We start from the raw sequence: 22,222 nt of genomic DNA, 5'->3' as shown, positions 1-22,222 counted from the left end.
TGTTTCCTGTCAATAAACTGGACAAATCGGCTCCAGTATAGGAAACCATCCCGCAAAACCGACGTGAGGATGGGGTGTCGATGTGCTGACGATCTGCCTGCAAATTGCCGTCCTGCTCGTCTCGGTTGCGTCTGCCGGCGTTGCGTCGCCGGCCCTCGCGGAGCCGGTCACCGTTCGGCACGCCCAAGGGGAAATGACGCTGGTTGCGTCCCCGCAGACGGTCGTCGTGACCGATTGGGCCGCCTTCGACAATTTGCATGCACTGGGCGTTCCGGTCGCGGGCGTGCCCGCTTCGGCGACGCCGTCCTATCTCGCTCCTCTCGTGCCGGAGGGGACTCCTCGTGTCGGCTCGCTGCAGGAGCCCGACATCGAAGGCATTGCGGCTGCGGAGCCCGACCTCGTGATCGTCGCCAACCGCTCGCGCCCCGCCTATGAGACGCTGCGACAACTCGCACCCACGCTCGACATGACGGTCGACAATGCCGATATCGTCGGCGGCGTGAAGGCAAGCCTTGCCCAGTATGGCGCCATCTTCGGCCGGCAGGCGCGCGCGGCCGCCCTGACCGCTGCGCTGGACGCCAAGGTGAAGGAGGCGCGCGAAGCGGCCGCCGGCAGGGGCTCCGGCCTCGTGGTCGTCACCAATGGTGGCCGCCTCGGCGTCTACGGACCGGGCTCGCGGGTCGCCTGGATCTACGACGCGCTGGCCGTTCCCTCCGTGTTCGCGGGGGTCGACGATGGCGACCACGGCGGGGATGCCATTTCCGCCGAGTACCTGTCGGAGAAGAACCCCGACTGGCTCTTCGTGGTCGATCGCGACGCGGGGATCGGACAGGAAGGATCGGCGCGCGCGACGCTCGACAACGAACTCATCCATGGCACGACGTTCTGGCGGAAGAACCAGATCGTCTATCTCGACCCGGCCGCCGCCTATGTGACGATGCACGGCGTGACCGGACTGATGCGGCTTCTCGACCAGGTGATCGAGGGATATCGCGGCGGGGCCTGACGGGTCGCAGCCGGCCGGAGCCGCGTCGCTTGAAGGTCCTTCTTCCCGCGTTCCTTGCGATAAGCTTCCTCGCGTCGATCAGCCTCTTCGTCGGTGCCGGTAGCGTGTCGCCGGGCCTGCTGTTCGGCACTTCCGCGGACGATCACGCCATGCGGCTGCTGGTCGTCAGCCGCATTCCGCGCACGCTTGCCATCCTCCTTGCCGGCTCGTCGCTCGCGATCGCCGGACTTGTCATGCAGATGATCGTCCGGAACCGCTTCGTGGAACCCTCGACCACCGGCACCACCGAGGCCGCCTCGCTCGGTTTCCTCGTCGCGACGATCCTGGCGCCGGGCGCTTCGATCATCGGCAAGATGCTGGTCTCGGCCGCCTTCGCGCTCGCCGGCACCGCGCTCTTTCTTCGCATCCTGCGCGCGGTGCCGCTGCGCGACGCGATGCTGGTGCCGCTGGTCGGAATCATGTTGGGCGGGGTCACGGGCGCGCTCGCCACCTTCCTTGCCTACCGCTTCAACCTTCTCCCGTCGCTTCTCGCCTGGACGACCGGCGACTTCTCGGGCGTTCTTCGCGGACGCTACGAGCTACTCTGGCTGGGTCTCGCCGCGACCGGCCTCGCCTACTGGGCGGCGGACCGGTTCACTCTGGCCGGAATGGGGCGCGACGTTTCCGTCGGCCTCGGGCTCAGCCACGAGGCGTCGATGACGCTCGGCCTCGTCCTCGTCTCCGTGATCGCGGCCGTGTGCCTCGTCTCCGTCGGCGCGATCCCGTTTCTGGGCCTCGTCGTGCCCAACATCGTCAGCCTGGCGGTGGGCGACAACATGCGCCGCTCGGTCCCGCTGGTCGCGCTGGGCGGCGCGGGCCTCGTTCTGGTCTGCGACCTCATCGGGCGCCTGGTGCGCTACCCCTACGAGATCCCGATCGGCGTCGTCATGGGCGTGCTCGGCAGCCTCATCTTCCTCCACCTTCTTCTGCGCGCGAGGCGACGTGTCGCGTGAGTTCGGGAGTGCGGCGGGCATTAGTCCGACGGCGGCCCGCCTTCGGCGACGCCCAGGGCCGAAGCGTGCAACGCTCGTGCTCATCCTCCTCGGCGTGCTCGCCCTCCTGTCGGCGCTCGCCTTTCTCACGATCGGGGCCCGTGGGTCCTGGGGGTTCGTTCTCGCGTTTCGCGGCCAGCGGCTGTCGGCGCTGGTCCTCGTCGCCTACTCCATCTCGATCTCGACCGTCCTGTTCCAGACCGTTACGCGCAACCGCATTCTGACCCCGGCGATCATGGGGTTCGACGCGCTCTACGTTCTCGTGCAGACCGCGATCGCCTTCTTCATCGGCATCCACATGCTGGCTCTCGTCGATCCCCATCTTCGGTTTCTCGGCGAGGTGGCGATCATGGTCGGCTTCTCGGCGCTCCTGTTTCGCTGGCTGTTCCTCGGCGAAGAGCGCAGCGTTCACCTGCTCGTTCTGGTCGGCATCGTGTTCGGCATTCTCTTCCGCTCGCTCTCGACCTTCATGCAGCGGCTGCTCGATCCCAATGCCTTCCAGGTGCTGCAGGATACGCTGTTCGCAAGCTTCGGCTCGGTCGACACGACCCTTGTCGGCCTGTCCTACACGCTTGCCGCCGCCGCGACTCTGGTCCTGTGGCGGCTCGGCCCGGTGCTCGATGTCCTCGCGCTCGGCCGCGACCAAGCGATCAATCTCGGCGTCGAATACGCGAGGACCGTCCTGGCGATCCTCGGCATCATCTCGGTCCTCGTCGCTGTCTCCACCGCGCTTGTCGGGCCGGTCACCTTCTTCGGTCTCCTCGTCGCGAGCCTCGCGCAGGCGCTGGTCGGGCATTCGCGCCATCGCGACGTCCTGCCGGCAGCTGCCCTGCTAGGGGTCATCGCGCTGGTCGGCGGGCAGACGGTGCTCGAACGCGTCTTCCACTTCGACACCGCGCTGTCGGTGATCGTCGAGTTTTTGGGGGGCGCCGTCTTCATCGCCCTCGTCCTGCGGGGAGCGGCGCGTTGATCGAGATCCAAGGGGTCAGCAAGCGTTATCGCGGGGCGCTCGTCGTCGACGACGTCAGCCTGCGTATTCCGGCGCGGGGCGTGACGTCGATCATCGGGCCGAACGGTGCCGGCAAGTCGACCCTGTTGTCCATGATCGCGCGCCTCGTGGGGCTCGACGGCGGCACCATCGCAATCGACGGACTGGACGTCGTCACCACGGCAGGACCGGTTCTGGCGCGCCGGCTCGCCGTGCTGCGGCAGGACAATCACATGACGGCCCGCCTGACGGTACGGGACCTCGTCGCCTTCGGGCGCTACCCCCATTCGCGCAGTCGCCCGGCCGCAGGCGACGAGGAGCATGTCGCACGGGCGCTTGGCTACCTCGATCTCACCGATCTGGCGGATCGGTTTCTCGACGAGTTGTCCGGCGGCCAGCGGCAGCGGGCCTTCGTCGCCATGGTCCTGTGTCAGGACACCGACTACATCCTGCTCGACGAGCCGCTCAACAATCTCGACATGCGCCATTCGGCGGCGATGATGCGGATCTTGCGCCGGGCGGCCGACGAACTCGGGCGCACCGTCGTCGTCGTCCTCCACGATATCAATGTCGCCTCCTGGCACTCGGACCACATCGTCGCGATGCGCGCGGGCCGCGTCTGCCGGCAGGGGACGCCGGACGAGATCGTGAGCGAGTCGGTGCTCCAGGACATCTACGGCATCCCCCTCGCGGTCGAGCGGATCGATGGACGACCGGTCTGCCTGTTCTGGCGGTAGCCGAGGGCGCGCTGACCTTAACCTAGCCTTGAACTCCCATGGATGATGTCCCCAGTCGGATGGATGACGGCCTGTCGCCTGCTTCCAGCCGGCGGCACATGACGAGACAGCGCAGCACCCCGACCGAGATGACGCGGGACGGGCGCTTTCGCGCGTCCATGTCGCTCTTGGCGCCACCCGCTGCCGATCCATCTGTCGCCTTCGCCCATCGGAAGCGAATGGAAGCAGAGACATGAAAAGCGCTGTTCACGACACCTTCGGCGATCCCGCCGCCGTCCTGCATCCGGGCGACAGCCCGACACCCGAGCCCGGCCCCGGCGAGGTGCGCGTCCGCACGCTTCTCTCGCCGATCCACAACCACGATCTCTGGACCGTGCGCGGCACCTACGGCTACAAGCCGCCGTTGCCCGCGATCGGCGGCTCCGAGGCCGTCGGCACGATCGAGGCGGTGGGCGAGGGCGTCGATGCCGCGATGGTCGGCCGACGCGTCAGCGCGGCTGGCGTTCACGGCACCTGGGCCGAGAGCTTCATCGCCAAGGCGGCGGGCGTCATGCCGGTGCCGGACGAGATTTCGGACGAGGCGGCCGCGCAGCTGGTCGCCATGCCCTTCAGCGCCATCACGCTTCTGGAATCGCTCGGCGCCAATTCGGGCGACTGGATCGTCCAGAACGCCGCCAACGGTGCCGTCGGGCGGATGCTGGCGAAGCTCGCCGAGGCGCGCGGCATCCACGTCGTCAGCCTCGTGCGCCGCGACGAGGGCGTCACGGAGCTGGAGGCCGCCGGCATCCGCAACGCCGTGTCAACGTCGGGCGAGGGCTGGAAGGATCGGGTGCGCGAGCTGACCGGCGGCGCGCCGATCAAGGCCGGCGTCGAATCCGTCGGCGGCCGGGCGGCGGCGGACCTTGCCGACGTGATCGGCGAGAACGGCACGCTCGTCTGCTTCGGCTCGATGACCGGCGAGCCGATGCAGATCCCGTCCGGCGCGGTGATCTTCAAGCAGCTGACGGTGAAGGGGTTCTGGGGCGCCAAGGTTGGCCCCGCCGCGTCGCCGGACGATCGCAGGCGTCTGATGGGCGAGCTGGTGACGCGCGTCGCCAAGGGCGAATTGAAGCTCGTGGCAGAGGAGATTGTTCCGCTTGCCGAGATCGGCCGCGCGGTCGAGGCCTCGCTCGCACCCGGCAAGGTCGGCAAGGTGCTGGTGAAGCCTTGATGCGGCGCGGGCGGGCCAACGCGGCCCGCCCGTCCGAGGGTCAGTTGAGGGCAGCGAGGAACGGGGCGGTCGGCCACCCGTCCGGCGCGAAGCCGCGCTTGCCCTGCTCGGTTGCCACCGCCGCGCGCGTATTGGCGCCGAGGATGCCGTCTACCTTGCCGACGTCGTAGCCGAGCGCGACGAGCTTGTTCTGCAGTACCTTCATCTGGTCGCCGTCGAGGCCGGGCTGCGGGTTGCCCATGTCGACCACGGGCTCGCCGGCCAGCCGTGTGCCGAAATAGGCGGCGGTGAGCGAGTAGGTCAGCGAATTGTTCCACTGAAGGTAGATGTCGAAGTTCGGGAAGGCGAGGAAGGCCGGCCCGCCCTTGCCCTGCGGCAGGATGATCGAGGCGGGCACGTCGTCGCGCTCCAGCGGCGAGCCGTCCGACTTGGTGACGCCGAGCGCGGCGAATGCGCGGCGCGGTTCCTTGTTGACGAGAGCGGCGCGGTCGAACGGGAAGTCGGCCGGCACGCGGATTGCCTCGAGCCACGGCTGGCCGCGCTGCCAGCCCATCGACTGGATGAACTTGCCGGTCGTCATGAGGACGTCCGGCACGTCGGTCAGGAGGTTGATCTGGCCGTTGCTGTCCTGGTCGGTGCCGAAGGCGATGTAGTCCTCGGGCAGCATCTGCGTCTGGCCGAGTTCGCCCGCCCAGGCGCCGCGCATCTGGTCGGGGCGGAGATACCCCTTGTCCACGAGCTCGATCGCCGAGATCAGGTGCGGGCGGAAGATCTCGGGCCGTCGGCAGTCGTGCGCGAGGGTGGCGAGCGCCGACAGGGTGTCGAAGTCGCCGAGGACGGCACCGAAGTCGGTCTCGAGACCCCAGAAGCTCGCGATCACCGGACCGGGCACGCCGGTCGCGGCCTCCACCTCGCGGAAGGTCGAGGCGTATTTCTTCAGCTGCGCCTGTCCGCGCGCCAGCCGGTCCTTGTTGACCATGCGCCCCTGGAAGCGGCTCCATTCCTGCTGGAACACGGCCTGGCCGCGGTCGCGCGAGAGCACCTTCTCGTCCTGGCGCACATTGGCGAGCGCCCGGTCTACGCCGGCCGGCGACAGGCCCTTGGCCAGCGCCTCCGCCCGGACGCCCTCCATGAACTGGTTCCAGTTGCCGCCGCACTGCGCGCCCTGCGCGGCCGCACCCGAAACGCCCGCGACGAGGAGGGTCGAGGCGAGCGCCAGCGATTTGAAGGAAGGGGCCATGGCGGTTCGGTTGCTCCTGAGCGGTTCGGGTTCGCCGCCTTTGACGGGCCAAATGGGGCGGTTTGAGGAAGTCAGGCGGCCGGGCGATGCGCCCGCAGCCAGGTCTCCCAGTCGGCCTTGGTGCCGGAGAAGGCGTTGCGGTCCACCTCGCCGGAGACGCCGGGCACCGTGCCGGTCGCCGTCCATTGCCAGAACCGCCAGTCCTCGCGGCCGGCATAGTTGACGCTCGGATGGTCCTTCACGCCGCGCAGCCAGAACTGATGGTTCGGGAAGGTGCCGATCAGGCGGTCGCGGTGGATGTCGATCGGCGCGTAGATGATCGGGCGCACGCCGTAGTGCTTCTCGAGCGCGTCCATGAAGGCGGTCATCTCGCGGACCATTTCCTCGCGCGGCGGACGGCGCGTGCAGGTCGGCGAGTCCGGCGTCCATTCGACGTCGAGGACCGGGGGGAGGGCGGCCGGATCGCGCGGCACGTTCTCGATGAACCAGCGGGCCTGCTCGATACCCGGCCGGCACCAGTAGAAGAAGTGATAGGCGCCGCGCGGCACGCCCGCCGCGCCCGCCGCGTCCCAGTTGCGGCGGAAGGCGGAGTCCACCCGGTCGCCGCCCTCGGTCGACTTGATGTAGGCGAAGGCGACGCCGCCCGCGCGCACCGTGTCCCAGGCGATCTTGCCTTGGTACTTCGACACGTCGATGCCGTGGACGGGATAGTGGTGGGGCTGCGTCCCGGAAACGCCGGTCAAGCCGAGATCGACGGGGTCGAGCGACGCGCTCCGGCATCCAGCAATGACGAGCGCCGCGCCGAGGACGACGAGGACGCGCGAGCCGAAGGCGGCCCGCGACAGGAGGCGTTGTATCGCGCGCATGCGTCTTCCCGTTGGCGTCGAAGCGGCCGGAGCCCGCCGGGACCTTCCCGTCGAAGCCTTGCGCCAGCCTGTCACCGACCATCGGGATCGAGTGATCGCAAGCGGTGTTACATCACGTCTTGCGGCGTGAACTGATGAAATTGAACCCATCCGGGTCCCGGTCGTTGTGGGGGCAGTGTTCACCAACGGAGACGATCCATGCGTTCCCTGACCCTCGCCATCGGCGCCCTTTCCATGCTTGCGCTGGGCGCGTGCTCGGACAACAGCTCGTCCACCACCCCGGCCGCGACCACCACCACGACGACGCCCGCCACGGGCACGACGAACACGACGCCTGCCACGGGCAGCTCGATGACGCCCGCGACCGGCACCGCGACGACGCCCGCAACCGGCACCACGGGCACCACGACCACGCAGTAATTCGCGGCAAACCCGCGCAACCGGGAGGGCCCGCGCCACGAAGCGCGGGCCTTTTCTCATGGTCGCCCGGCGGGTGGCGGCAAGACCTTTGAGCCGCCCGCCGCGATCGGATAGAACGGCGGGGACTCGCCCAACCGGCGGCAGGACCCGGCTCCCATGTCCATCTTCTCGACGCTCGCACAACTTTTCCGTGACCTCGCCGCCACCGGTGCGGAGGCGATCGAAGCCATCGTCGAGCGCGTGCGCACCGCCTATGCCGGCGACCGCGAGACGCGCCGGCGCGTCGCCTTCTCGGTCGCAATGATCGCTCTATCGGCGAAGATGGCGAAGGCCGACGGTGTCGTCACTCAGCGGGAGATCCGGGCCTTCCAGGAGATCTTCAAGATTCCACCTGAAGAGGTCGGAAACGTCTTCCGGCTCTACGATCTGGCGCGCCGGGACACGGCAGGCTTCGAGATCTACGCCGCCAAGATGCGCGTCCTGTGCGACGGGGGGCCGGGCAACTGTGCGCTGCTCGGCGACGTGCTCGACGGTCTCTTCCACATCGCCGGCGCCGACGACACGATCCACGAGCGGGAACTGGAGTTCCTCGCGCGGGTCGCCGAGATCTTCGGCATGACCGAGGCGGAATTCGAGCGCGTGAAGGCGCGGCATGTGCAGTCCGGCCCGGAGGGTGCCTTCGCCGTCCTCGGCGTGCGGCCGACCGATCCGCCCGAGGTGATCCGGCGGCGCTATCTCGAGCTCGTGAAGGAGAACCATCCCGACCGGCTGGCCGCCCGCGGCGTGCCGGACGAGTTTATGGCGATCGCCACGGAGCGGATGAAGGCGATCAACGCCGCGTGGTCGCTCGTGGGCCGGGTCGCGATGACATGATGCCGGACAGCACGCTCGTCGATCAGATCGTCGCCTCGCCCCATCACGACGCCCGGCGCAACGGCGCGACGCCGGAGATCCTCCTCCTGCACTACACCGGCATGGTCAGCGGCGAGGCGGCGCTGCGCCGCCTGTCGGGGGCGGAAGGGGAGGTCTCCTCGCATTATCTCGTGGAAGAGGACGGTCGGATCTTCCAGCTCGTGCCGGAGGCGCGCCGCGCCTGGCACGCCGGTGTTTCGTGGTGGCGCGGGCGAGATGACGTGAACTCGCGCTCGATCGGGATCGAGATCGTCAATCCGGGCCACGAACACGGTTACCGTGCCTTCCCATTCGCGCAGGTGGCGGCGGTGATCGAATTGTGTCGCGATTGCGTCGCGCGCTGGTCGATCGCGCCACAAAGTGTCCTCGCACACTCCGACGTTGCGCCCACACGCAAGGAGGATCCGGGCGAACTCTTCCCGTGGGATCAACTTTTCGCGGCGGGGGTTGGCCACTGGACCGAGCCCGCTAAAGCGACCGGCGGCCGCTTCCTGGCGATGGGCGACAGCGGGCAACCCGTCGAAGCCTATCAGGGGCTGCTCGCGGCTTATGGATATTTCCAGGAAATCAGCGGAACCTTCGACGAGGCAACGCGTTTCAACACATTAGCCTTCCAGCGGCACTTCAGGCCGAGCCGTGTGGACGGCGTCGCCGACATGGGGACGATCACGACGCTTCACCGCCTCCTGACGAGCCTGCCGTCCATCCTATAGAGAATGTATGGCCGGCTTACGGCCGTCTCGAATTATTTCAGCTTGTAATGTTCCGTGATCGCCGCGACACATTGGCGGTGAATTGCTCCGGCAAAACCTCTCTCGTCATCGCCGCCGCGTATCCGGGCGGCTTTTGAGGGGGCCGGCTGCTCGTCCGTTCGACGCGCGCCGACAATCCACGGAACCAAAATGAACCGACTGCCTGCCGCGGCCTGCGCCGCGACGCTTCTGCTTGCCCAGATTTCTGCCGCTCAAGCCGATACCGCTTCATCCACGTCCCTGGCGCCCGTCGCCGAACCGTCCATCTCCGAGCAGAAGCCGACCGATCCGGTCGAGGACACGAACGACACCCTGGCCGGGCGCCCGTTCGCCGACATCATCGCCCGCGAGGCGAAGGCCAACGATATCCCCGTCGAGCTCGCCCATGCGATCGTCTCGGTGGAGAGCAACTATAAGGTCGAGGTGACCGGCCGGGCCGGCGAGATCGGCCTCATGCAGATCAAGCCCGCGACCGCGCGAGACATGGGCTTCGAGGGGGACTCAAGCGACCTCTACAATCCCGCGGTCAACATCAAGTACGGCATGAAGTATCTGGCGGGCGCCGAACGGCGTGGCGGCGGCACGCTTTGCGGCACGATCCTCAAGTACAATGCCGGGCACTATTCCAAGCGCATGAACCCGACCTCGGCGCGCTATTGCCAGAAGGTCAAGACGGTCCTCGCCTCGCTCTGATCGGTCCCCGCGAACGGCCGTCGGTGCTTGACAGCGCCCGGCCGCCGGGCGACACCGTCCGCAGCCAGCCGGCCGGGCGACCGCTGCCGCAATCGTCGAAAGACCGCGGGGGAGGAAAGTCCGGGCTCCAAGGAGGAACGGTGCCGGGTAACGCCCGGCGGGGGTGACCCCAGGGACAGTGCCACAGAGAGCAGACCGCCTCGCTGCCTTCGGGTCGCGGGGTAAGGGTGAAAGGGTGGGGTAAGAGCCCACCGCGCGGCCGGCAACGGTCGCGGCATGGTAAACCCCACCGGGAGCAAGACCGAATAGGGACGACGCGGCGGGCAACCGCCGGCCCGCTCCGGGCCAGTCGTCCGGGTAGGTTGCACGAGGCGCCGCGCGAGCGGCGTCCCAGAGGAATGGTCGCCGCACGGCATTTTGCCGTCGCACAGAACCCGGCTTACAGGCCGGCTGGCTCCTCAACCACCGGCTCATGGGATGAGCCCCCACCGCAACCGCTGGATGCCGACGACGCCTCCGCATGCTGGCGAGCGCGCATCCGTATGCGGCCCACGCGGACGGTCTTTAGCGTCGTGCCCTGACCCGGCAAGCGCCGCCTTTGCAAACATTTCGAGCGCGACTTTGCTGCAACGCGGCATGCTGTGTTGCGCGCGTACGCAATTTTTCAAACACTTGTTTTTGCTCGCTTATTTATGCGAGCGCCCCGGCGCGCTGGGGGTCTTTGGCCGGAGCTGGGCGGTCTGATCCCATTGACCCCCATGTACGCCCATGTTATCCCAAAATTCACATTCGAAGGCCCGTTCAGGGCCGATTCCGAGCATACCAGGACCTCGTTCGATCGATTGAGATCGGATCAACCGTGCAACCCTAGGTTGCTTGGATGGGTCCCGTTGTGCCGGTTTCGGCGGGGCGGGTGTGGTGGAAGGGTCGGTGCCGGGCGGGGTGTGGGGTTCGCAGTTGGTGGAGCGGTTTCTTTCCAATGCGATCAACAACATCGACGCCAAGGGTCGCGTGTCGGTTCCGGCTCACTTCCGCCAGGTTCTCGCGGGGCGTGGAGTTCGGGAACTCTATGCCCTCCAGGCGATCGGGCATCCGGCGATCGACGTCGGCGGCGTCGATCTCCTGGAGCGCTACGAAGCCCGCATGGCCGCCGAGGATCCCTTCGGCGAGGACTACGCCGACATGTCGCTCTTCGCCTATGGCGACGGGGCGTTCCTGAAGTTCGATGGCGAGGGGAGGATCATGGTCACCGATTTCATCCGCTCGCACACGGGCATCACGGACCGCGTCGCCTTCGTCGGGCGCAACCACTTCTTCCAACTCTGGGAGCCTTCCCAGTTCGAAGCCTATCGGGCCGAAGCGAGGGCGCGGCTGACCGCGCGCCGCCAGGGCCGAGGCGCGTTCGAGAGTACACCGGAATGATGGCGGACCACGGCTCGGCCCTCGTGCCGGCCGGTGGCGGACCGGTCCGCCACGTTCCGGTGCTTCTCGACCCCGTTCTCGAGGCGCTCGACCCGAAGCCGGGCGAGCGGTTCGTCGACGGCACATTCGGTGCTGGCGGTTATTCCGCGGCGATCCTCGACCGGGGCGCGAGCGTTCTCGGCATCGACCGGGACCCCACGGCGATCGCGGGCGCCAAGCCGCTTCTCGGGCGCTATTCCCGCCTGTCCCTGCACCCCGGTCGCTTCGGCGACCTCAGGGCGATCGCGGCCGAGCGCGGCGAGGCACCGCTCGACGGCGTGGTGTTGGATATCGGCGTGTCCTCCATGCAGATCGACGACGCGGAGCGCGGCTTCTCCTTCCAGAAGGACGGGCCGCTCGACATGCGCATGAGCCGCGCTGGCCCGAGCGCCGCCGACGTCGTCAATCGCTTCAAGGTAGGCGATCTCGCGCGCATCCTGAACTTCCTTGGCGAGGAGCGGCAGGCGGGCCGGATCGCACGCGCCATCGAGGCACGCCGCGCCGAGCGCCCGTTCGAGCGCACGCTCGATCTCGCGGGTCTCGTCGGCAAGGTGATCGGACGCTCGCACAAGGACCGCATCGACCCGGCGACCCGCACCTTCCAGGCCCTGCGGATCTTCGTGAACGACGAGCTCGGCGAGCTCGTGCGCGCGCTGGTCGCCGCCGAGCATGTTCTCAAGCCGGGCGGCCGGCTCGTGGTCGTGACCTTCCATTCGCTGGAAGACCGCATCGTGAAGCGTTTCCTGCGCGACCGCTCGGAGGCGGCGTCAGGTTCGCGCCATTTACCGGATGTTCAGCATAAGGACGTCACATTCGAGGCTCGCAACAAGGCCGTGACCGGCGACGAGCGGGAGATCGCTCTCAACCCTCGCGCACGATCGGCCAAGTTGCGATCCGCCGTCCGAACCGCGCTTCCGCCCCGGCGGGACGCGGAGGCGACGGCCTTCGTCGACCTGCCATCCCTTGCGGACCTGCCGCCGTCCGGAGCTGCCTGACCCATGCTGAAGACGCTCGACGTCCTTCTCGTCGCCATCGTCCTCGTCGTCGCGACGTGGACCTTCGGCCAGAAGTATCAGGCCGAATCGCTCGAGCACGAGGTGATGCTGCTCGACCGCAAGATCGCGCAGGAGCGCGAGACGATGCAGCTGCTCGAAGCCGACTGGAGCCTCCTCAACCAGCCGTTCCGCCTCGAGGCGCTGGCGCGCAACTTCGACGCCGTGCTGCAGCTGAAGCCGGTCGAGCCGCAGCAGATCGTCGAGCCCAACCAGCTTCCCGCCGTGCCAGTGCCTCCGGCTCCCGAGGAGGCCGCGCACAGCTCCAAGATCGCATCCGCCAGCCAGGGCCGCATTCGATGAAAGCTCTGCGCAAGCTACTGTCCGGGCTCGGGCTGACCGCCGCCGCCGCGCCCGCGACGTCCACGACGGGTCTTCGCCGCCGCCGCGTCGAGGCGCCGCGCAACAAGCCGCGCTTCGTCATCGCGACGGGCCTGTTCTGCGCGATCTACCTCGTGATCGGCGGTCGCCTCGTCTATCTCGGCACGCAGTCCGACCCGAACGACACCTACCGCTCGGCCGCGGGGCAGGGGCCGGTGACGCGCCCCGACCTCCTCGACCGCAACGGTGAGGTGCTGGCGACCGACATCAAGACCGCCTCGCTGTTTGCCGAGCCGCGCCGCATCGTCGACGCAGACGAGGCGACGGAGTCGCTTCTCACCGTCCTGCCGGACCTCAATCCGAAGATCCTGCACGCACGCCTGTCGTCCAAGGCGGGCTTTGCCTGGCTGAAGCGCGAGCTGACGCCGCGCCAGCAGCAGGAGATCATGGCGCTCGGCATTCCCGGCATCGGCTTCCGTACCGAGAAGAAGCGCTTCTACCCCGGCGGCCCGACCGCAGCCCACATCGTCGGCGTGACCAACGTCGACAATCAGGGCATCGCCGGCATGGAGAAGTATGTCGACGACGCGGGCTTCCGTGATCTCCAGCAGCTCGGTTTTGCCGGCAACGACAAGCTGGAGCCGGTCAAGCTGTCGATCGACCTGCGCGTCCAGCACATCGTGCGCGACGAGCTCGTCGCCGCCATGGCCAAGTACAAGGCGATCGCCGCCGGCGGCCTCGTCATGGACATCCAGACCGGCGAGATCATCGCCATGGCCTCGCTGCCGGACTACGACCCGAACTTTCCGGGCGACGCGCTGAAGAAGGAAAACCTCAACCGCATCTCGGCCGGCACGTTCGAGATGGGGTCGACCTTCAAGATCTTCACGACCGCGATGGCGCTGGATTCGGGCCTCGTGCGCTACAATGACGTGTTCTCGACGACGCCCTTCCGCGTCGCCGGCTTCACGATCAAGGAGTTCCACGGCAAGGGCCGCCCGCTCTCGGTGCCCGAGATCTTCGAGTATTCCTCGAACGTCGGCTCCGCCCGCGAGGCCGATCTCGTCGGCATCGAAGGGCACAAGGAGTTCCTGACGCGCATGGGTCTCCTGTCGCGCATCAAGACCGAGCTGCCCGAGACGGCGATGCCGACGCAGCCCAAGCAGTGGAAGAAGATCAACTCGATGACGATCGCCTTCGGGCACGGCGTCTCGACGACGCCGCTCCAGACGGCGGTGGCCGCGGCCGCGATCGTCAACGACGGCTGGTACGTGCCGCCGACCTTCCTGCCGCGCACCAAGGAAGAGGCGGACAAGATCAAGGTGAAGGTCCTCAAGGACCAGACCTCGGCCGAGATGCGCGAGATCTTCAAGATCAATGGCGTGTCGGGCTCGGGCAAGAGCGCCAACCCGCCGGGCTACCACGTCGGCGGCAAGACGGGCACGGCGGAAAAGGTCGTCGCCGGGCGCTACTCCAAGGACATGCGCTTCAACGCCTATGTCGGCGCCTTCCCGATCGAGAAGCCGCGCTATCTGGTGCTCTCGATCATCGACGAGCCCAAGAAGGAAGAGGGCAAGTACGCGGCGACCGCCGGCTACAACGCCGCGCCGATGGTCGGCAACATCGTGCGCCGCGCCGCAACCTTCCTCGACGTGAAGCCGGACTTCGGGGAAACGGGCAAGTCGCTCCTCGTGTCGTACTGACGTCAAAATGCTTCAACAGGCTCGTCCCGTGTTCTACAGGACGAGCCCACGAGACGAACCCGGACAAGCCGGCGGGCCATCCGCCGGCTTTTCCATGCGATGCGGAAGATGGTGAATGAAGCTTTGCGATCTGGCCGAGGACCTCGCCACGGGGCCTAGCGATGAAATGGTCGACATCACTGGCCTGACCTCGGACTCGCGGCAGGTGCGGCCCGGCATGCTGTTTGCCGCGCTCGCCGGCACCAAGGGCGACGGCGCGGCCTTCGTCGAGGATGCGGTCTCGCGTGGCGCGGCCGCCGTTCTCCTGCCGGTCGGCGTGGAAGCCTCGCCGTCCGTTCCCGTTCTTCGCAGCGGCGACGCACGCCGCGCGCTCGCCCGAATGGCCGCCCGCTTCTACGGACGCCAGCCCGACCATGTCGTGGCCGTCACCGGCACCAGCGGCAAGACCTCGATCGCCGCCTTCACGCGCCAGATCTGGACGATGTGCGGCCTCAAGGCCGCCTCGATCGGCACGACCGGCGTCGTCTCGCCGACGCGCGACGAATACGGCTCGCTGACGACGCCCGAGCCGGTCGCGCTCGCCCGGCTTATGGCGGAGCTTGCCGATGAAGGCGTGACCCATGCGTCGATGGAGGCGTCGAGCCATGGCCTCGACCAGCGCCGGCTCGACGGCGTCGAGCTGAGGGCTGCCGGCTTCAGCAATCTCGGCCGCGACCACATGGACTACCACCCGACGGTGGACGACTACTTCCGCGCCAAGATGCGCCTCTTCGACACGCTGCTGCCGAAGGGCGCGCCGGCCGTGATCTACGCCGACGACCGCTGGTCCGGTGCGGCCACCGAGGCCGCGCAGCGGGCCGGCGCCACCGTGATGACGGTCGGCAGCAACGGCGGCTTCCTGAAGCTGAAGCGGCTGGAGCACGAGCGCCACCGACAGGTCGCCGAGATCGAGGCGGCGGGCAAGCTCTACCGCATCGTGCTGCCGCTCGCCGGCGAGTTCCAGATGGCGAACGCGCTCGTTGCGGCGGGCCTCGCGATCGCGACGGGCCGCAACGTCGACGACGTCCTGCCGGCGCTGGAGCACCTGAAGGGCGCCCCCGGTCGCCTGGAACTTGCCGGCACGACGGCCGACGGGGCGCCGGTCTTCGTCGATTACGCCCACAAGCCCGAGGCGCTGGAGAACGTCCTGTCGTCCGTGCGCCCGTTCACCACCGGCCGCGTCATCCTCGTGTTCGGCTGCGGCGGGGATCGCGATCGCGGCAAGCGCCCGATCATGGGCGAGATCGCGCAGCGCCTCGCCGACGTGGTGATCGTCACAGATGACAACCCGCGCTCCGAGGTGCCGGCCACGATCCGCGTCGAGATCCTCTCCGCGGTGCCGGAGGCGGAGGAAATCGGCGACCGCCGCGCCGCGATCCGCCATGCGGTGGAGCAGGCGCGGGCAGGGGACACGGTGATCGTCGCCGGCAAGGGCCACGAGAACGGCCAGACGGTCGGCGCGGACACGCTGCCCTTCTCGGACCACGAGGAAGTGCGCGCCGCGATCGCGGGAGCGGCCCGATGACCGCGCCGCTCTGGACCGGCGAGGCGCTGGCCGCTGCGACCGGCGGGCGACCGATCGGCGCGATGCCGGCTGCGGTCTCGGGCGTGTCGATCGACACGCGCACGCTCCAGCCGGGCGAGGCGTTCTTCGCCATCAAGGGCGACGCCTTCGACGGCCATGCCTTCCTGCGCCAGGCCGCGGCAGCCGGTGCCTCGATGCTGGTGGTGGCCGAGAAGAAGCTGCCGGCGCTCGGCGCGATCGGCTTGCCCATCGTCGTCGTCGACGACGTGTTGAAGTCGCTGGAGCGTCTCGGCTCGGCGGCGCGCGACCGCTCCACGGCCCGCATCGTCGCGGTCACCGGCAGCGTCGGCAAGACCACGACCAAGGACGCCTTGCGCCACGTGCTCGGCGATCAGGGCACGGTGCATGCCTCTGCCGCGTCGTTCAACAACCACTGGGGCGTACCGCTGACGCTGGCGCGCCTTCCCGCCGACGCGCGCTTTGCGGTGTTCGAGATCGGCATGAACCACCCGGACGAGATCCGGCCGCTGGTGAAGCTCGTGCGCCCGCACGTCGCGGTCATCACGCTGATCGCCGCCGCCCATCTCGGCTTCTTCAAGAGCCTCGAGCACATCGCCGAGGCGAAGGCCGAGATCTTTGAAGGCGTCGTGCCCGGCGGCACCGCGGTCCTCAACGCCGACGACCCGATGACGGCCTATCTCATCCAGGCCGCTCAAGGCGCCGGCGTCACCCGCATCACGACCTTCGGCGAAGAGGAGACCGCGGATTATCGGCTGGCCGGCTTCCGGCCCTCGGCGTCCGGCTCGCGCATCGTCGCACGCATCGACGGGACGCAAGTCGAGGTTCAGCTCGGCTCGGGCGGCCGTCATCTCGTTCAGAACGCGCTGGCGGTGCTCGGCGCGGCCGATCTTCTGGGCGCCGACGTCGAGCAGGCGGCAAAGTCCCTCAGTTCCTGGCGCGCCGGCAAGGGGCGCGGCGAGCGCCACGTCTTGCCACTTCTGGGCGGCAGCGGCGAGTGGACGCTCATCGACGAAAGCTACAACGCCAACCCCGCCTCCATGCGCGCGGCGCTCGCGCTCCTGGCGCAGGGCGCGCCGGGCCCGAGCGGCCGCCGGATCGCCGTTCTCGGCGACATGCTGGAGCTCGGCGAGTTCTCAAGCGATCTCCATGCCGAGCTGGCTGGCCCGATCCTCGACGCACATCCCGACCTCGTGCTCCTCTGCGGACCTGAGATGAAGGGGCTGGACGGCGCGCTTGAGCGCCTCGTGCGCCACGAATGGTTCGCGACGCCCGACGAGCTTCGCGAAAGCCTCGTCCGGCATCTTCGCCAGGGCGACGTCGTGATGGCGAAGGCCTCGAAAAGCATCGGTTTTTCCAAGATCGTGGACGATCTGATCCGCATCCACACCCCGCCCTCCGAGGCGGCGTCCGGCATGTCCGCCCCTTCCGATCTCGGCCAGGGAGCCTGATCCATGCTGTCCTATCTCGCCACGCTCGCCGACGACGCGCAGCTCTTCAACGTCTTCCGCTACATCACCTTCCGCACCGGCGGGGCGATGATCACCTCGTTCATCGTGGTGTTCCTGTTCGGACCGGCGATCATCGCGAACCTGCGCGTGCGCCAGGGGCGGGGACAGCCGATCCGCGCCGACGGACCGCAGACGCACTTCAAGAAGGCCGGCACGCCCACGATGGGCGGCCTGATGATCCTTTCCGGCTTTCTGGTCGCGACGCTTCTCTGGGCCGAACTCACCAACCTCTACGTCTGGATGGTGCTGCTGGTCACGATCGGCTTCGGCTCGATCGGATTCTACGACGACTATCTCAAGGTGACGAAGCAGAGCCACAAGGGCTTCTCGGGCAAGTCGCGCCTCGGGCTGGAGTTCCTGATCGCGCTCGCTGCCGGCGTCATGGTGATCCTGGCGCAGCAGGGATCCTTCGCGAGCTCGCTCTCGATCCCCTTCTTCAAGTCGCTCTTGATCGACCTCGGCTGGTTCTATGCCGCCTTCGCCGCCTTCGTGATCGTCGGGGCCGGCAACGCGGTCAACCTGACGGACGGGCTCGACGGTCTGGCGATCATGCCGATCATGATCGCGGCGGCCGCCTTCGGCCTGATCGCCTATCTTGCGGGCAACACCAACTTCGCCAACTACCTGCAGATCCACTACGTCGCGGGCACCGGCGAACTCGCCGTGGTCTGCGGTGCGGTCATCGGCGCGGGCCTCGGCTTCCTCTGGTTCAATGCGCCGCCGGCCGCGATCTTCATGGGCGACACCGGGTCGCTCGCGCTGGGCGGCCTCGTCGGGGCGATCGCGGTCGCGACCAAGCACGAGCTCGTGCTCGGCGTGATCGGCGGCCTCTTCGTGATCGAGGCCCTGTCGGTCATCATCCAGGTCGGCTGGTTCAAGATGACCGGCCGCCGCGTCTTCCTGATGGCGCCGATCCACCACCATTTCGAGAAGCTCGGCTGGACCGAGAGCCAGGTCGTCGTCCGCTTCTGGATCATCGCCCTCCTCCTGGCCTTCGTCGGCCTGTCCACGCTCAAGCTGCGCTGAGGCTCGGGATGATCGCGGCCCACACCTTCAAGGATCGCAACGTCGCCCTGTTCGGTCTCGGCGGATCGGGTCTTGCGACGGCCCGTTCGCTGCAGGCGGGCGGTGCGCGCCTCACCGCGTTCGACGACAATCCGAAGAGCGTGGAAGCGGCGCGGGCCGAGGGCATTCCGACCGGCGACCTGCACGATCTCGACTGGGGGAGTGTGGAGGCGCTGGTCCTGTCGCCCGGCGTGCCGCTGACGCACCCCAAGCCTCACTGGGCCGCCGATCTCGCCAACGCCGCCGGCGTGCCGGTCATCGGCGACATCGAGATCTTCGTGCGCGAGCGGCAGACCTCGACGCCGCGCGCGCCCTTCGTCGCCATCACCGGCACCAACGGCAAATCGACCACGACGGCGCTGATCGCGCATTGTCTCAGGGCGTCGGGCCGCGACACGCAGCTCGGCGGCAATATCGGCGTCGCGGTGCTGACGCTGGAGCCGCCCCGTCCCGACCGCTTCTACGTGGTCGAATGCTCGTCCTACCAGATCGACCTCGCGCCCTCGATTGCGCCGATGGTCGGCATCCTCCTGAACCTGACGCCCGACCATCTCGACCGCCACGGCACGATGGAGAACTACGCCGCGATCAAGGCGCGCCTCCTGCAGGAAGCGGGCACCGCCGTCATCGGCGTCGACGACGACTACTGCGCCGGCATTGCCGACTGGCATGAGAGCGAAGGCAACGTCGTCGTGCGCATCTCCAAGGAGCGGACGCTCGACGACGGCGTCTATTTCGCGGACGGTGAGGTGCGTGTCTCGGAGGGGGGAGCGGTCAAGGCGCGCTTTCCGCTCGCCGGGATCGGTTCGCTGCGCGGGCGCCACAACGGACAGAACGCCGCCGCCGCGGTCGCGACACTGACGGCGCTCGGCCTTTCCGACGACGAGATCATGGACGGCCTTCGCTCGTTCCCGGGGCTCGCCCACCGGATGGAGGAGGTCGGTCGGCGGGCGAGGGTGCTGTTCGTCAACGACTCCAAGGCGACCAATGCGGACGCTGCCGCGCCCGCGCTCGGCAGCTTCGAGCGCATCCACTGGATCGCCGGCGGACTGCCCAAGGAGGGCGGCATCGCCTCGCTGGAGCCGCTCTTCTCCCGCGTCGCGAAGGCCTATCTGATCGGCGAGGCGGCTCCGTCCTTTGCCGCCGCTCTTGGTGAACGAATTCCTTACGAAATTTCCGGTACCCTGGAGGTCGCGGTCGAGGATGCGGCGCGCGACGCCGCGCGGACGGGCGAGGACGAGGTCGTCCTTCTGTCGCCGGCCTGCGCCAGCTTCGACCAGTTCCGCAATTTCGAGGTGCGTGGCGACACGTTCCGCCAGCTTGTGGCCGCGCTGCCCGCGACCGAACCGTCTTCGAAGGGTTGAGCCATGTCGAGCCGCGCCAAGAAGGGCCTGATCACGGACTGGTGGTGGTCCATCGATCGCTGGTTCCTCGCCGCCTTCCTGATCCTGATGATCGGCGGCATGGTGCTGTCCTTCGCGGCAAGCCCCCCCGTGGCCGAGAAGATCGGGCTTGAGCCGTTCCACTTCGTGAAGCGGCATGCGCTGTTCCTGTTCCCCTCGATCGCGGCCATGCTGGCGACCTCGCTGCTGACGCCGCGGGGCGTGCGCCGCATGTCGATCATCATGCTGGCGGGCTCGCTGGTCGTCATGGTCATGGCGCTGTTCTTCGGCATGGAAGTGAAGGGCGCGCGGCGCTGGATGGACTTCGGGCCGCTCAGCGTCCAGCCGTCGGAGTTCATGAAGCCAGCCTTCGTCGTTACCTGCGCCTGGCTCTTCGCCGAGCGCTCGCGCCGTCCCGACGTGCCGGGCAACCTCTTCTCGATCATGCTGCTCCTCGTCGTCACCGCGCTGCTGGTCGCGCAGCCGGACCTTGGCCAGACGATCCTGACCTCGGCCACCTGGAGCTGCATGTTCTTCATGGCCGGCCTGTCCTGGGTGTGGATCACTTTGCTCGGCGGCGTCGGCGTCGTCGGCTTCCTCGGCGCCTATACGGTCTTCCCGCACGTCGCCTCGCGTATCGATCGCTTCCTCACCGGCGAGGGCGACACCTACCAGACCGACACGGCGCGCGAGGCGATCCTGTCGGGCGGCTGGCTCGGCCAGGGACCGGGCGAGGGCACGATCAAGCGCATGCTGCCCGACAGCCACACCGACTTCGCCTATTCGGTGATCGCCGAGGAGTTCGGCATCGTCTCCTGCATGGCGCTCTCGGCGGTGTTCTGCTTCGTCGTGGTGCGCGGCCTGTCGATCGCCTTCAACCAGCGCGACACGTTCAACCGGCTTGCCATCTCCGGCCTCGTGATGCTGTTCGGCCTCCAGTCGATCATCAACATGGCTGTGAACCTCCACCTGATGCCCGCCAAGGGCATGACGCTGCCGTTCATCTCCTACGGCGGCTCGTCGATGATGGCGGTCGCGATCTCGGCCGGCTTCGTGCTGGCGCTGACGCGCAAGCGCGCCGAGAACGTCTCGCAGACCGATCGCCTGGTGGAGCGCACGCTTGCCTTCCAGGCGCCTTATCCCGCGCGCTAGAACCTCAAGATGACACGACCCATCCTCCTGTGCGCCGGCGGGACCGGCGGCCACCTGTTTCCCGCCGAGGCGCTGGCGCACGAACTGCACGCGCGCGGCCACACGGTCCACCTCGTGACCGACGAACGCGCCGGACGTTATGCCGGCAGCTTCCCGGCGGACGAGACGCATGTCGTGCCCTCCGCCACCTTCGGCTCGAAGAACCCGGTAGCAGTCCTGCGCTCCGGCCTGAAGCTCTGGACCGGCTATCGCGGCGCGATTGCGTTGATGAAGCGGCTTCGGCCGGCGGCCGTCGTCGGCTTCGGCGGCTATCCGACCATTCCGCCGATGATGGCGGCGGTGCAACTCGGGCTTCCGACCGCGATCCACGAGCAGAACGCCGTGATGGGCCGCGCCAACAAGTTCCTGTCGACGCGGGTGCGCCGGATCGCGGCCGGCATCCCGCAGTCGAACACGGATGCTACGGTCGCGGCCAAGATCACGGTCACCGGCAATCCGGTTCGGCCGGCGGTGCTCGACGCGGCGACGACGCCCTATCGGCCGAGCCGCGAAGGCGAGCCGTTCGAACTCGTCGTCTTCGGCGGGAGCCAGGGCGCGAGCTATTTCTCCGATGCGGCGCCGGCTGCCGTGAAGCTGATGCCGGCCGGTCTTCGCGCCCGGCTGCGCGTGACGCAGCAGGCCCGCGCCGAGGACGAGGCCAAGGTCGTTGCCGCCTACCGCGAGATCGGCGTTCCCGCCGACGTCTCGCCCTTCTTCAAGGACATGGCGGCCCGCATCGCCAAGGCGCATCTCGTGGTCAGCCGCGCCGGCGCGTCGACGGTCTCCGAACTGTCGGTGATCGGGCGACCCTCGATCCTCGTGCCGTATCCTTACGCGCTCGACCACGACCAGGCGGCCAACGCGGAGCGTCTCCAGTCGGCGCACGGGACCATCGTCTCGAAGCAGGCCGACCTCACGCCCGAGCGCCTTGCCGGCCTCACCACGATGATTGCCAACGACGCCGACAAGGCCGAGGTCATGGCAGCCGCCGCCAAGGGCGAAGGCATTCCGGAAGCCGCGCGGTTGCTTGCCGATCTCGTGGCGTCTATGCCGGACGCCGCCGCAAGGCGCTGATCGTTCAACGAAAAGACCAGAGGAG

General features: G+C 68.1%; 21 protein-coding genes and 1 other RNA gene. 20 read left to right on the top strand and 2 right to left on the bottom strand.

Annotated features, from left to right (window positions below):
* The first annotated feature begins 193 nt into the window (after positions 1-193).
* From BM175_RS02075 to BM175_RS02055, 5 genes are all read left to right on the top strand, one after another.
* The gene (locus tag BM175_RS02075) at positions 194-1,006 is read left to right on the top strand and encodes a siderophore ABC transporter substrate-binding protein (RefSeq protein WP_139224552.1); all 813 of its coding nucleotides are present in this window, start codon (positions 194-196) and stop codon (positions 1,004-1,006) included.
* A 29-nt stretch (positions 1,007-1,035) separates the two neighbouring features.
* Positions 1,036-1,998, top strand: a complete 963-nt coding sequence (locus tag BM175_RS02070) for an ABC transporter permease (RefSeq protein ID WP_090958513.1) — start codon at positions 1,036-1,038, stop codon at positions 1,996-1,998.
* Between the two features lie 19 nt (positions 1,999-2,017).
* Entirely contained in the window at positions 2,018-3,007 is a 990-nt protein-coding gene (locus BM175_RS02065) for an iron chelate uptake ABC transporter family permease subunit (protein ID WP_090959128.1), read from the top strand.
* On the top strand, positions 3,004-3,762 hold the full coding sequence (locus tag BM175_RS02060; protein WP_090958510.1) for an iron ABC transporter ATP-binding protein: 759 nt from the start codon (positions 3,004-3,006) through the stop codon (positions 3,760-3,762). Before BM175_RS02065 ends, BM175_RS02060 begins: the two co-directional genes overlap by 4 nt.
* 232 nt (positions 3,763-3,994) lie before the next feature.
* Entirely contained in the window at positions 3,995-4,972 is a 978-nt protein-coding gene (locus BM175_RS02055) for a zinc-binding dehydrogenase (protein WP_090958507.1), read from the top strand.
* Positions 4,973-5,012: 40 nt separating this feature from the next.
* On the opposite strand, the gene BM175_RS02050 is transcribed toward BM175_RS02055, so the two are convergent.
* Positions 5,013-6,212: a lytic murein transglycosylase gene (locus BM175_RS02050; RefSeq protein ID WP_090958505.1), complete on the bottom strand. Its 1,200-nt coding sequence runs from the start codon at positions 6,210-6,212 to the stop codon at positions 5,013-5,015.
* 71 nt (positions 6,213-6,283) lie between these two features.
* Positions 6,284-7,078 (bottom strand): glycoside hydrolase family 25 protein, encoded by a 795-nt coding sequence (locus BM175_RS02045; protein WP_090958502.1) that lies wholly within the window; start codon positions 7,076-7,078, stop codon positions 6,284-6,286.
* Positions 7,079-7,276: 198 nt separating this feature from the next.
* Here BM175_RS02045 and BM175_RS02040 point away from each other — a divergent pair, with 198 nt between their 5' ends.
* The 15 genes from BM175_RS02040 (at position 7,277) to murG (ending at position 22,197) form a co-directional block, all read left to right on the top strand.
* Complete coding sequence (locus tag BM175_RS02040; RefSeq protein ID WP_090958499.1) at positions 7,277-7,498, top strand: hypothetical protein; 222 nt, start codon at positions 7,277-7,279, stop codon at positions 7,496-7,498.
* Positions 7,499-7,654: 156 nt separating this feature from the next.
* Positions 7,655-8,371, top strand: a complete 717-nt coding sequence (locus BM175_RS02035) for a J domain-containing protein (RefSeq protein ID WP_090958497.1) — start codon at positions 7,655-7,657, stop codon at positions 8,369-8,371.
* Positions 8,368-9,123 (top strand): N-acetylmuramoyl-L-alanine amidase, encoded by a 756-nt coding sequence (locus BM175_RS02030; protein ID WP_090958494.1) that lies wholly within the window; start codon positions 8,368-8,370, stop codon positions 9,121-9,123. Before BM175_RS02035 ends, BM175_RS02030 begins: the two co-directional genes overlap by 4 nt.
* Positions 9,124-9,312: 189 nt before the next feature.
* On the top strand, positions 9,313-9,855 hold the full coding sequence (locus BM175_RS02025; RefSeq protein ID WP_090958489.1) for a lytic transglycosylase domain-containing protein: 543 nt from the start codon (positions 9,313-9,315) through the stop codon (positions 9,853-9,855).
* Positions 9,856-9,919: 64 nt separating this feature from the next.
* Positions 9,920-10,313, top strand: an RNA gene (rnpB, locus tag BM175_RS02020) — RNase P RNA component class A.
* 502 nt (positions 10,314-10,815) lie between these two features.
* Positions 10,816-11,277: a division/cell wall cluster transcriptional repressor MraZ gene (gene mraZ, locus BM175_RS02015; RefSeq protein ID WP_090959125.1), complete on the top strand. Its 462-nt coding sequence runs from the start codon at positions 10,816-10,818 to the stop codon at positions 11,275-11,277.
* The gene (gene rsmH / locus BM175_RS02010) at positions 11,274-12,311 is read left to right on the top strand and encodes a 16S rRNA (cytosine(1402)-N(4))-methyltransferase RsmH (protein ID WP_090958486.1); all 1,038 of its coding nucleotides are present in this window, start codon (positions 11,274-11,276) and stop codon (positions 12,309-12,311) included. Before mraZ ends, rsmH begins: the two co-directional genes overlap by 4 nt.
* A gap of 3 nt (positions 12,312-12,314) precedes the next feature.
* Positions 12,315-12,671 carry a cell division protein FtsL gene (ftsL, locus tag BM175_RS02005; RefSeq protein ID WP_090958483.1) on the top strand — a complete coding sequence of 119 codons (357 nt, stop codon included), beginning with the start codon at positions 12,315-12,317 and terminating at the stop codon, positions 12,669-12,671.
* The gene (locus BM175_RS02000; protein ID WP_090958480.1) at positions 12,668-14,392 is read left to right on the top strand and encodes a peptidoglycan D,D-transpeptidase FtsI family protein; all 1,725 of its coding nucleotides are present in this window, start codon (positions 12,668-12,670) and stop codon (positions 14,390-14,392) included. Before ftsL ends, BM175_RS02000 begins: the two co-directional genes overlap by 4 nt.
* 115 nt (positions 14,393-14,507) lie before the next feature.
* Positions 14,508-15,956 carry a UDP-N-acetylmuramoyl-L-alanyl-D-glutamate--2,6-diaminopimelate ligase gene (locus tag BM175_RS01995; RefSeq protein ID WP_090958477.1) on the top strand — a complete coding sequence of 483 codons (1,449 nt, stop codon included), beginning with the start codon at positions 14,508-14,510 and terminating at the stop codon, positions 15,954-15,956.
* Positions 15,953-17,425 (top strand): UDP-N-acetylmuramoylalanyl-D-glutamyl-2,6-diaminopimelate--D-alanyl-D-alanine ligase, encoded by a 1,473-nt coding sequence (locus BM175_RS01990; protein ID WP_090958474.1) that lies wholly within the window; start codon positions 15,953-15,955, stop codon positions 17,423-17,425. The genes BM175_RS01995 and BM175_RS01990 overlap by 4 nt, the downstream gene beginning before the upstream one ends.
* Before the next feature lie 3 nt (positions 17,426-17,428).
* Positions 17,429-18,511 (top strand): phospho-N-acetylmuramoyl-pentapeptide-transferase, encoded by a 1,083-nt coding sequence (gene mraY, locus BM175_RS01985; protein WP_090958471.1) that lies wholly within the window; start codon positions 17,429-17,431, stop codon positions 18,509-18,511.
* An 8-nt stretch (positions 18,512-18,519) separates the two neighbouring features.
* Entirely contained in the window at positions 18,520-19,914 is a 1,395-nt protein-coding gene (murD, locus tag BM175_RS01980; protein WP_090958470.1) for a UDP-N-acetylmuramoyl-L-alanine--D-glutamate ligase, read from the top strand.
* Between the two features lie 3 nt (positions 19,915-19,917).
* Entirely contained in the window at positions 19,918-21,084 is a 1,167-nt protein-coding gene (gene ftsW, locus BM175_RS01975) for a putative lipid II flippase FtsW (RefSeq protein WP_090958468.1), read from the top strand.
* Positions 21,085-21,093: 9 nt separating this feature from the next.
* Positions 21,094-22,197, top strand: coding sequence for an undecaprenyldiphospho-muramoylpentapeptide beta-N-acetylglucosaminyltransferase (gene murG / locus BM175_RS01970; protein ID WP_090958466.1), 1,104 nt, complete (start codon positions 21,094-21,096; stop codon positions 22,195-22,197).
* Positions 22,198-22,222: the final 25 nt, after the last annotated feature.

It is taken from the genome of Aureimonas phyllosphaerae, assembly GCF_900113065.1.
GTDB classification, from domain to species: Bacteria; Pseudomonadota; Alphaproteobacteria; order Rhizobiales; family Rhizobiaceae; genus Aureimonas; species Aureimonas phyllosphaerae.
The sequence above is the reverse complement of the archived record's forward strand: the minus strand, read 5'-3'. Positions and strand labels throughout refer to the sequence as shown.

Coding starts and splice junctions, on each gene's coding strand:
- BM175_RS02075 (WP_139224552.1), top strand. CDS start 194: ATGACGCTGGTTGCGTCCCCGCAGACGGTCGTCGTGACCGATTGGGCC.
- BM175_RS02055 (WP_090958507.1), top strand. CDS start 3,995: ATGAAAAGCGCTGTTCACGACACCTTCGGCGATCCCGCCGCCGTCCTG.
- BM175_RS02050 (WP_090958505.1), bottom strand. CDS start 6,212: ATGGCCCCTTCCTTCAAATCGCTGGCGCTCGCCTCGACCCTCCTCGTC.
- BM175_RS02045 (WP_090958502.1), bottom strand. CDS start 7,078: ATGCGCGCGATACAACGCCTCCTGTCGCGGGCCGCCTTCGGCTCGCGC.
- BM175_RS02040 (WP_090958499.1), top strand. CDS start 7,277: ATGCGTTCCCTGACCCTCGCCATCGGCGCCCTTTCCATGCTTGCGCTG.
- BM175_RS02035 (WP_090958497.1), top strand. CDS start 7,655: ATGTCCATCTTCTCGACGCTCGCACAACTTTTCCGTGACCTCGCCGCC.
- BM175_RS02030 (WP_090958494.1), top strand. CDS start 8,368: ATGATGCCGGACAGCACGCTCGTCGATCAGATCGTCGCCTCGCCCCAT.
- BM175_RS02025 (WP_090958489.1), top strand. CDS start 9,313: ATGAACCGACTGCCTGCCGCGGCCTGCGCCGCGACGCTTCTGCTTGCC.
- rsmH (WP_090958486.1), top strand. CDS start 11,274: ATGATGGCGGACCACGGCTCGGCCCTCGTGCCGGCCGGTGGCGGACCG.
- ftsL (WP_090958483.1), top strand. CDS start 12,315: ATGCTGAAGACGCTCGACGTCCTTCTCGTCGCCATCGTCCTCGTCGTC.
- BM175_RS02000 (WP_090958480.1), top strand. CDS start 12,668: ATGAAAGCTCTGCGCAAGCTACTGTCCGGGCTCGGGCTGACCGCCGCC.
- BM175_RS01995 (WP_090958477.1), top strand. CDS start 14,508: ATGAAGCTTTGCGATCTGGCCGAGGACCTCGCCACGGGGCCTAGCGAT.
- BM175_RS01990 (WP_090958474.1), top strand. CDS start 15,953: ATGACCGCGCCGCTCTGGACCGGCGAGGCGCTGGCCGCTGCGACCGGC.
- mraY (WP_090958471.1), top strand. CDS start 17,429: ATGCTGTCCTATCTCGCCACGCTCGCCGACGACGCGCAGCTCTTCAAC.
- murD (WP_090958470.1), top strand. CDS start 18,520: ATGATCGCGGCCCACACCTTCAAGGATCGCAACGTCGCCCTGTTCGGT.
- ftsW (WP_090958468.1), top strand. CDS start 19,918: ATGTCGAGCCGCGCCAAGAAGGGCCTGATCACGGACTGGTGGTGGTCC.
- murG (WP_090958466.1), top strand. CDS start 21,094: ATGACACGACCCATCCTCCTGTGCGCCGGCGGGACCGGCGGCCACCTG.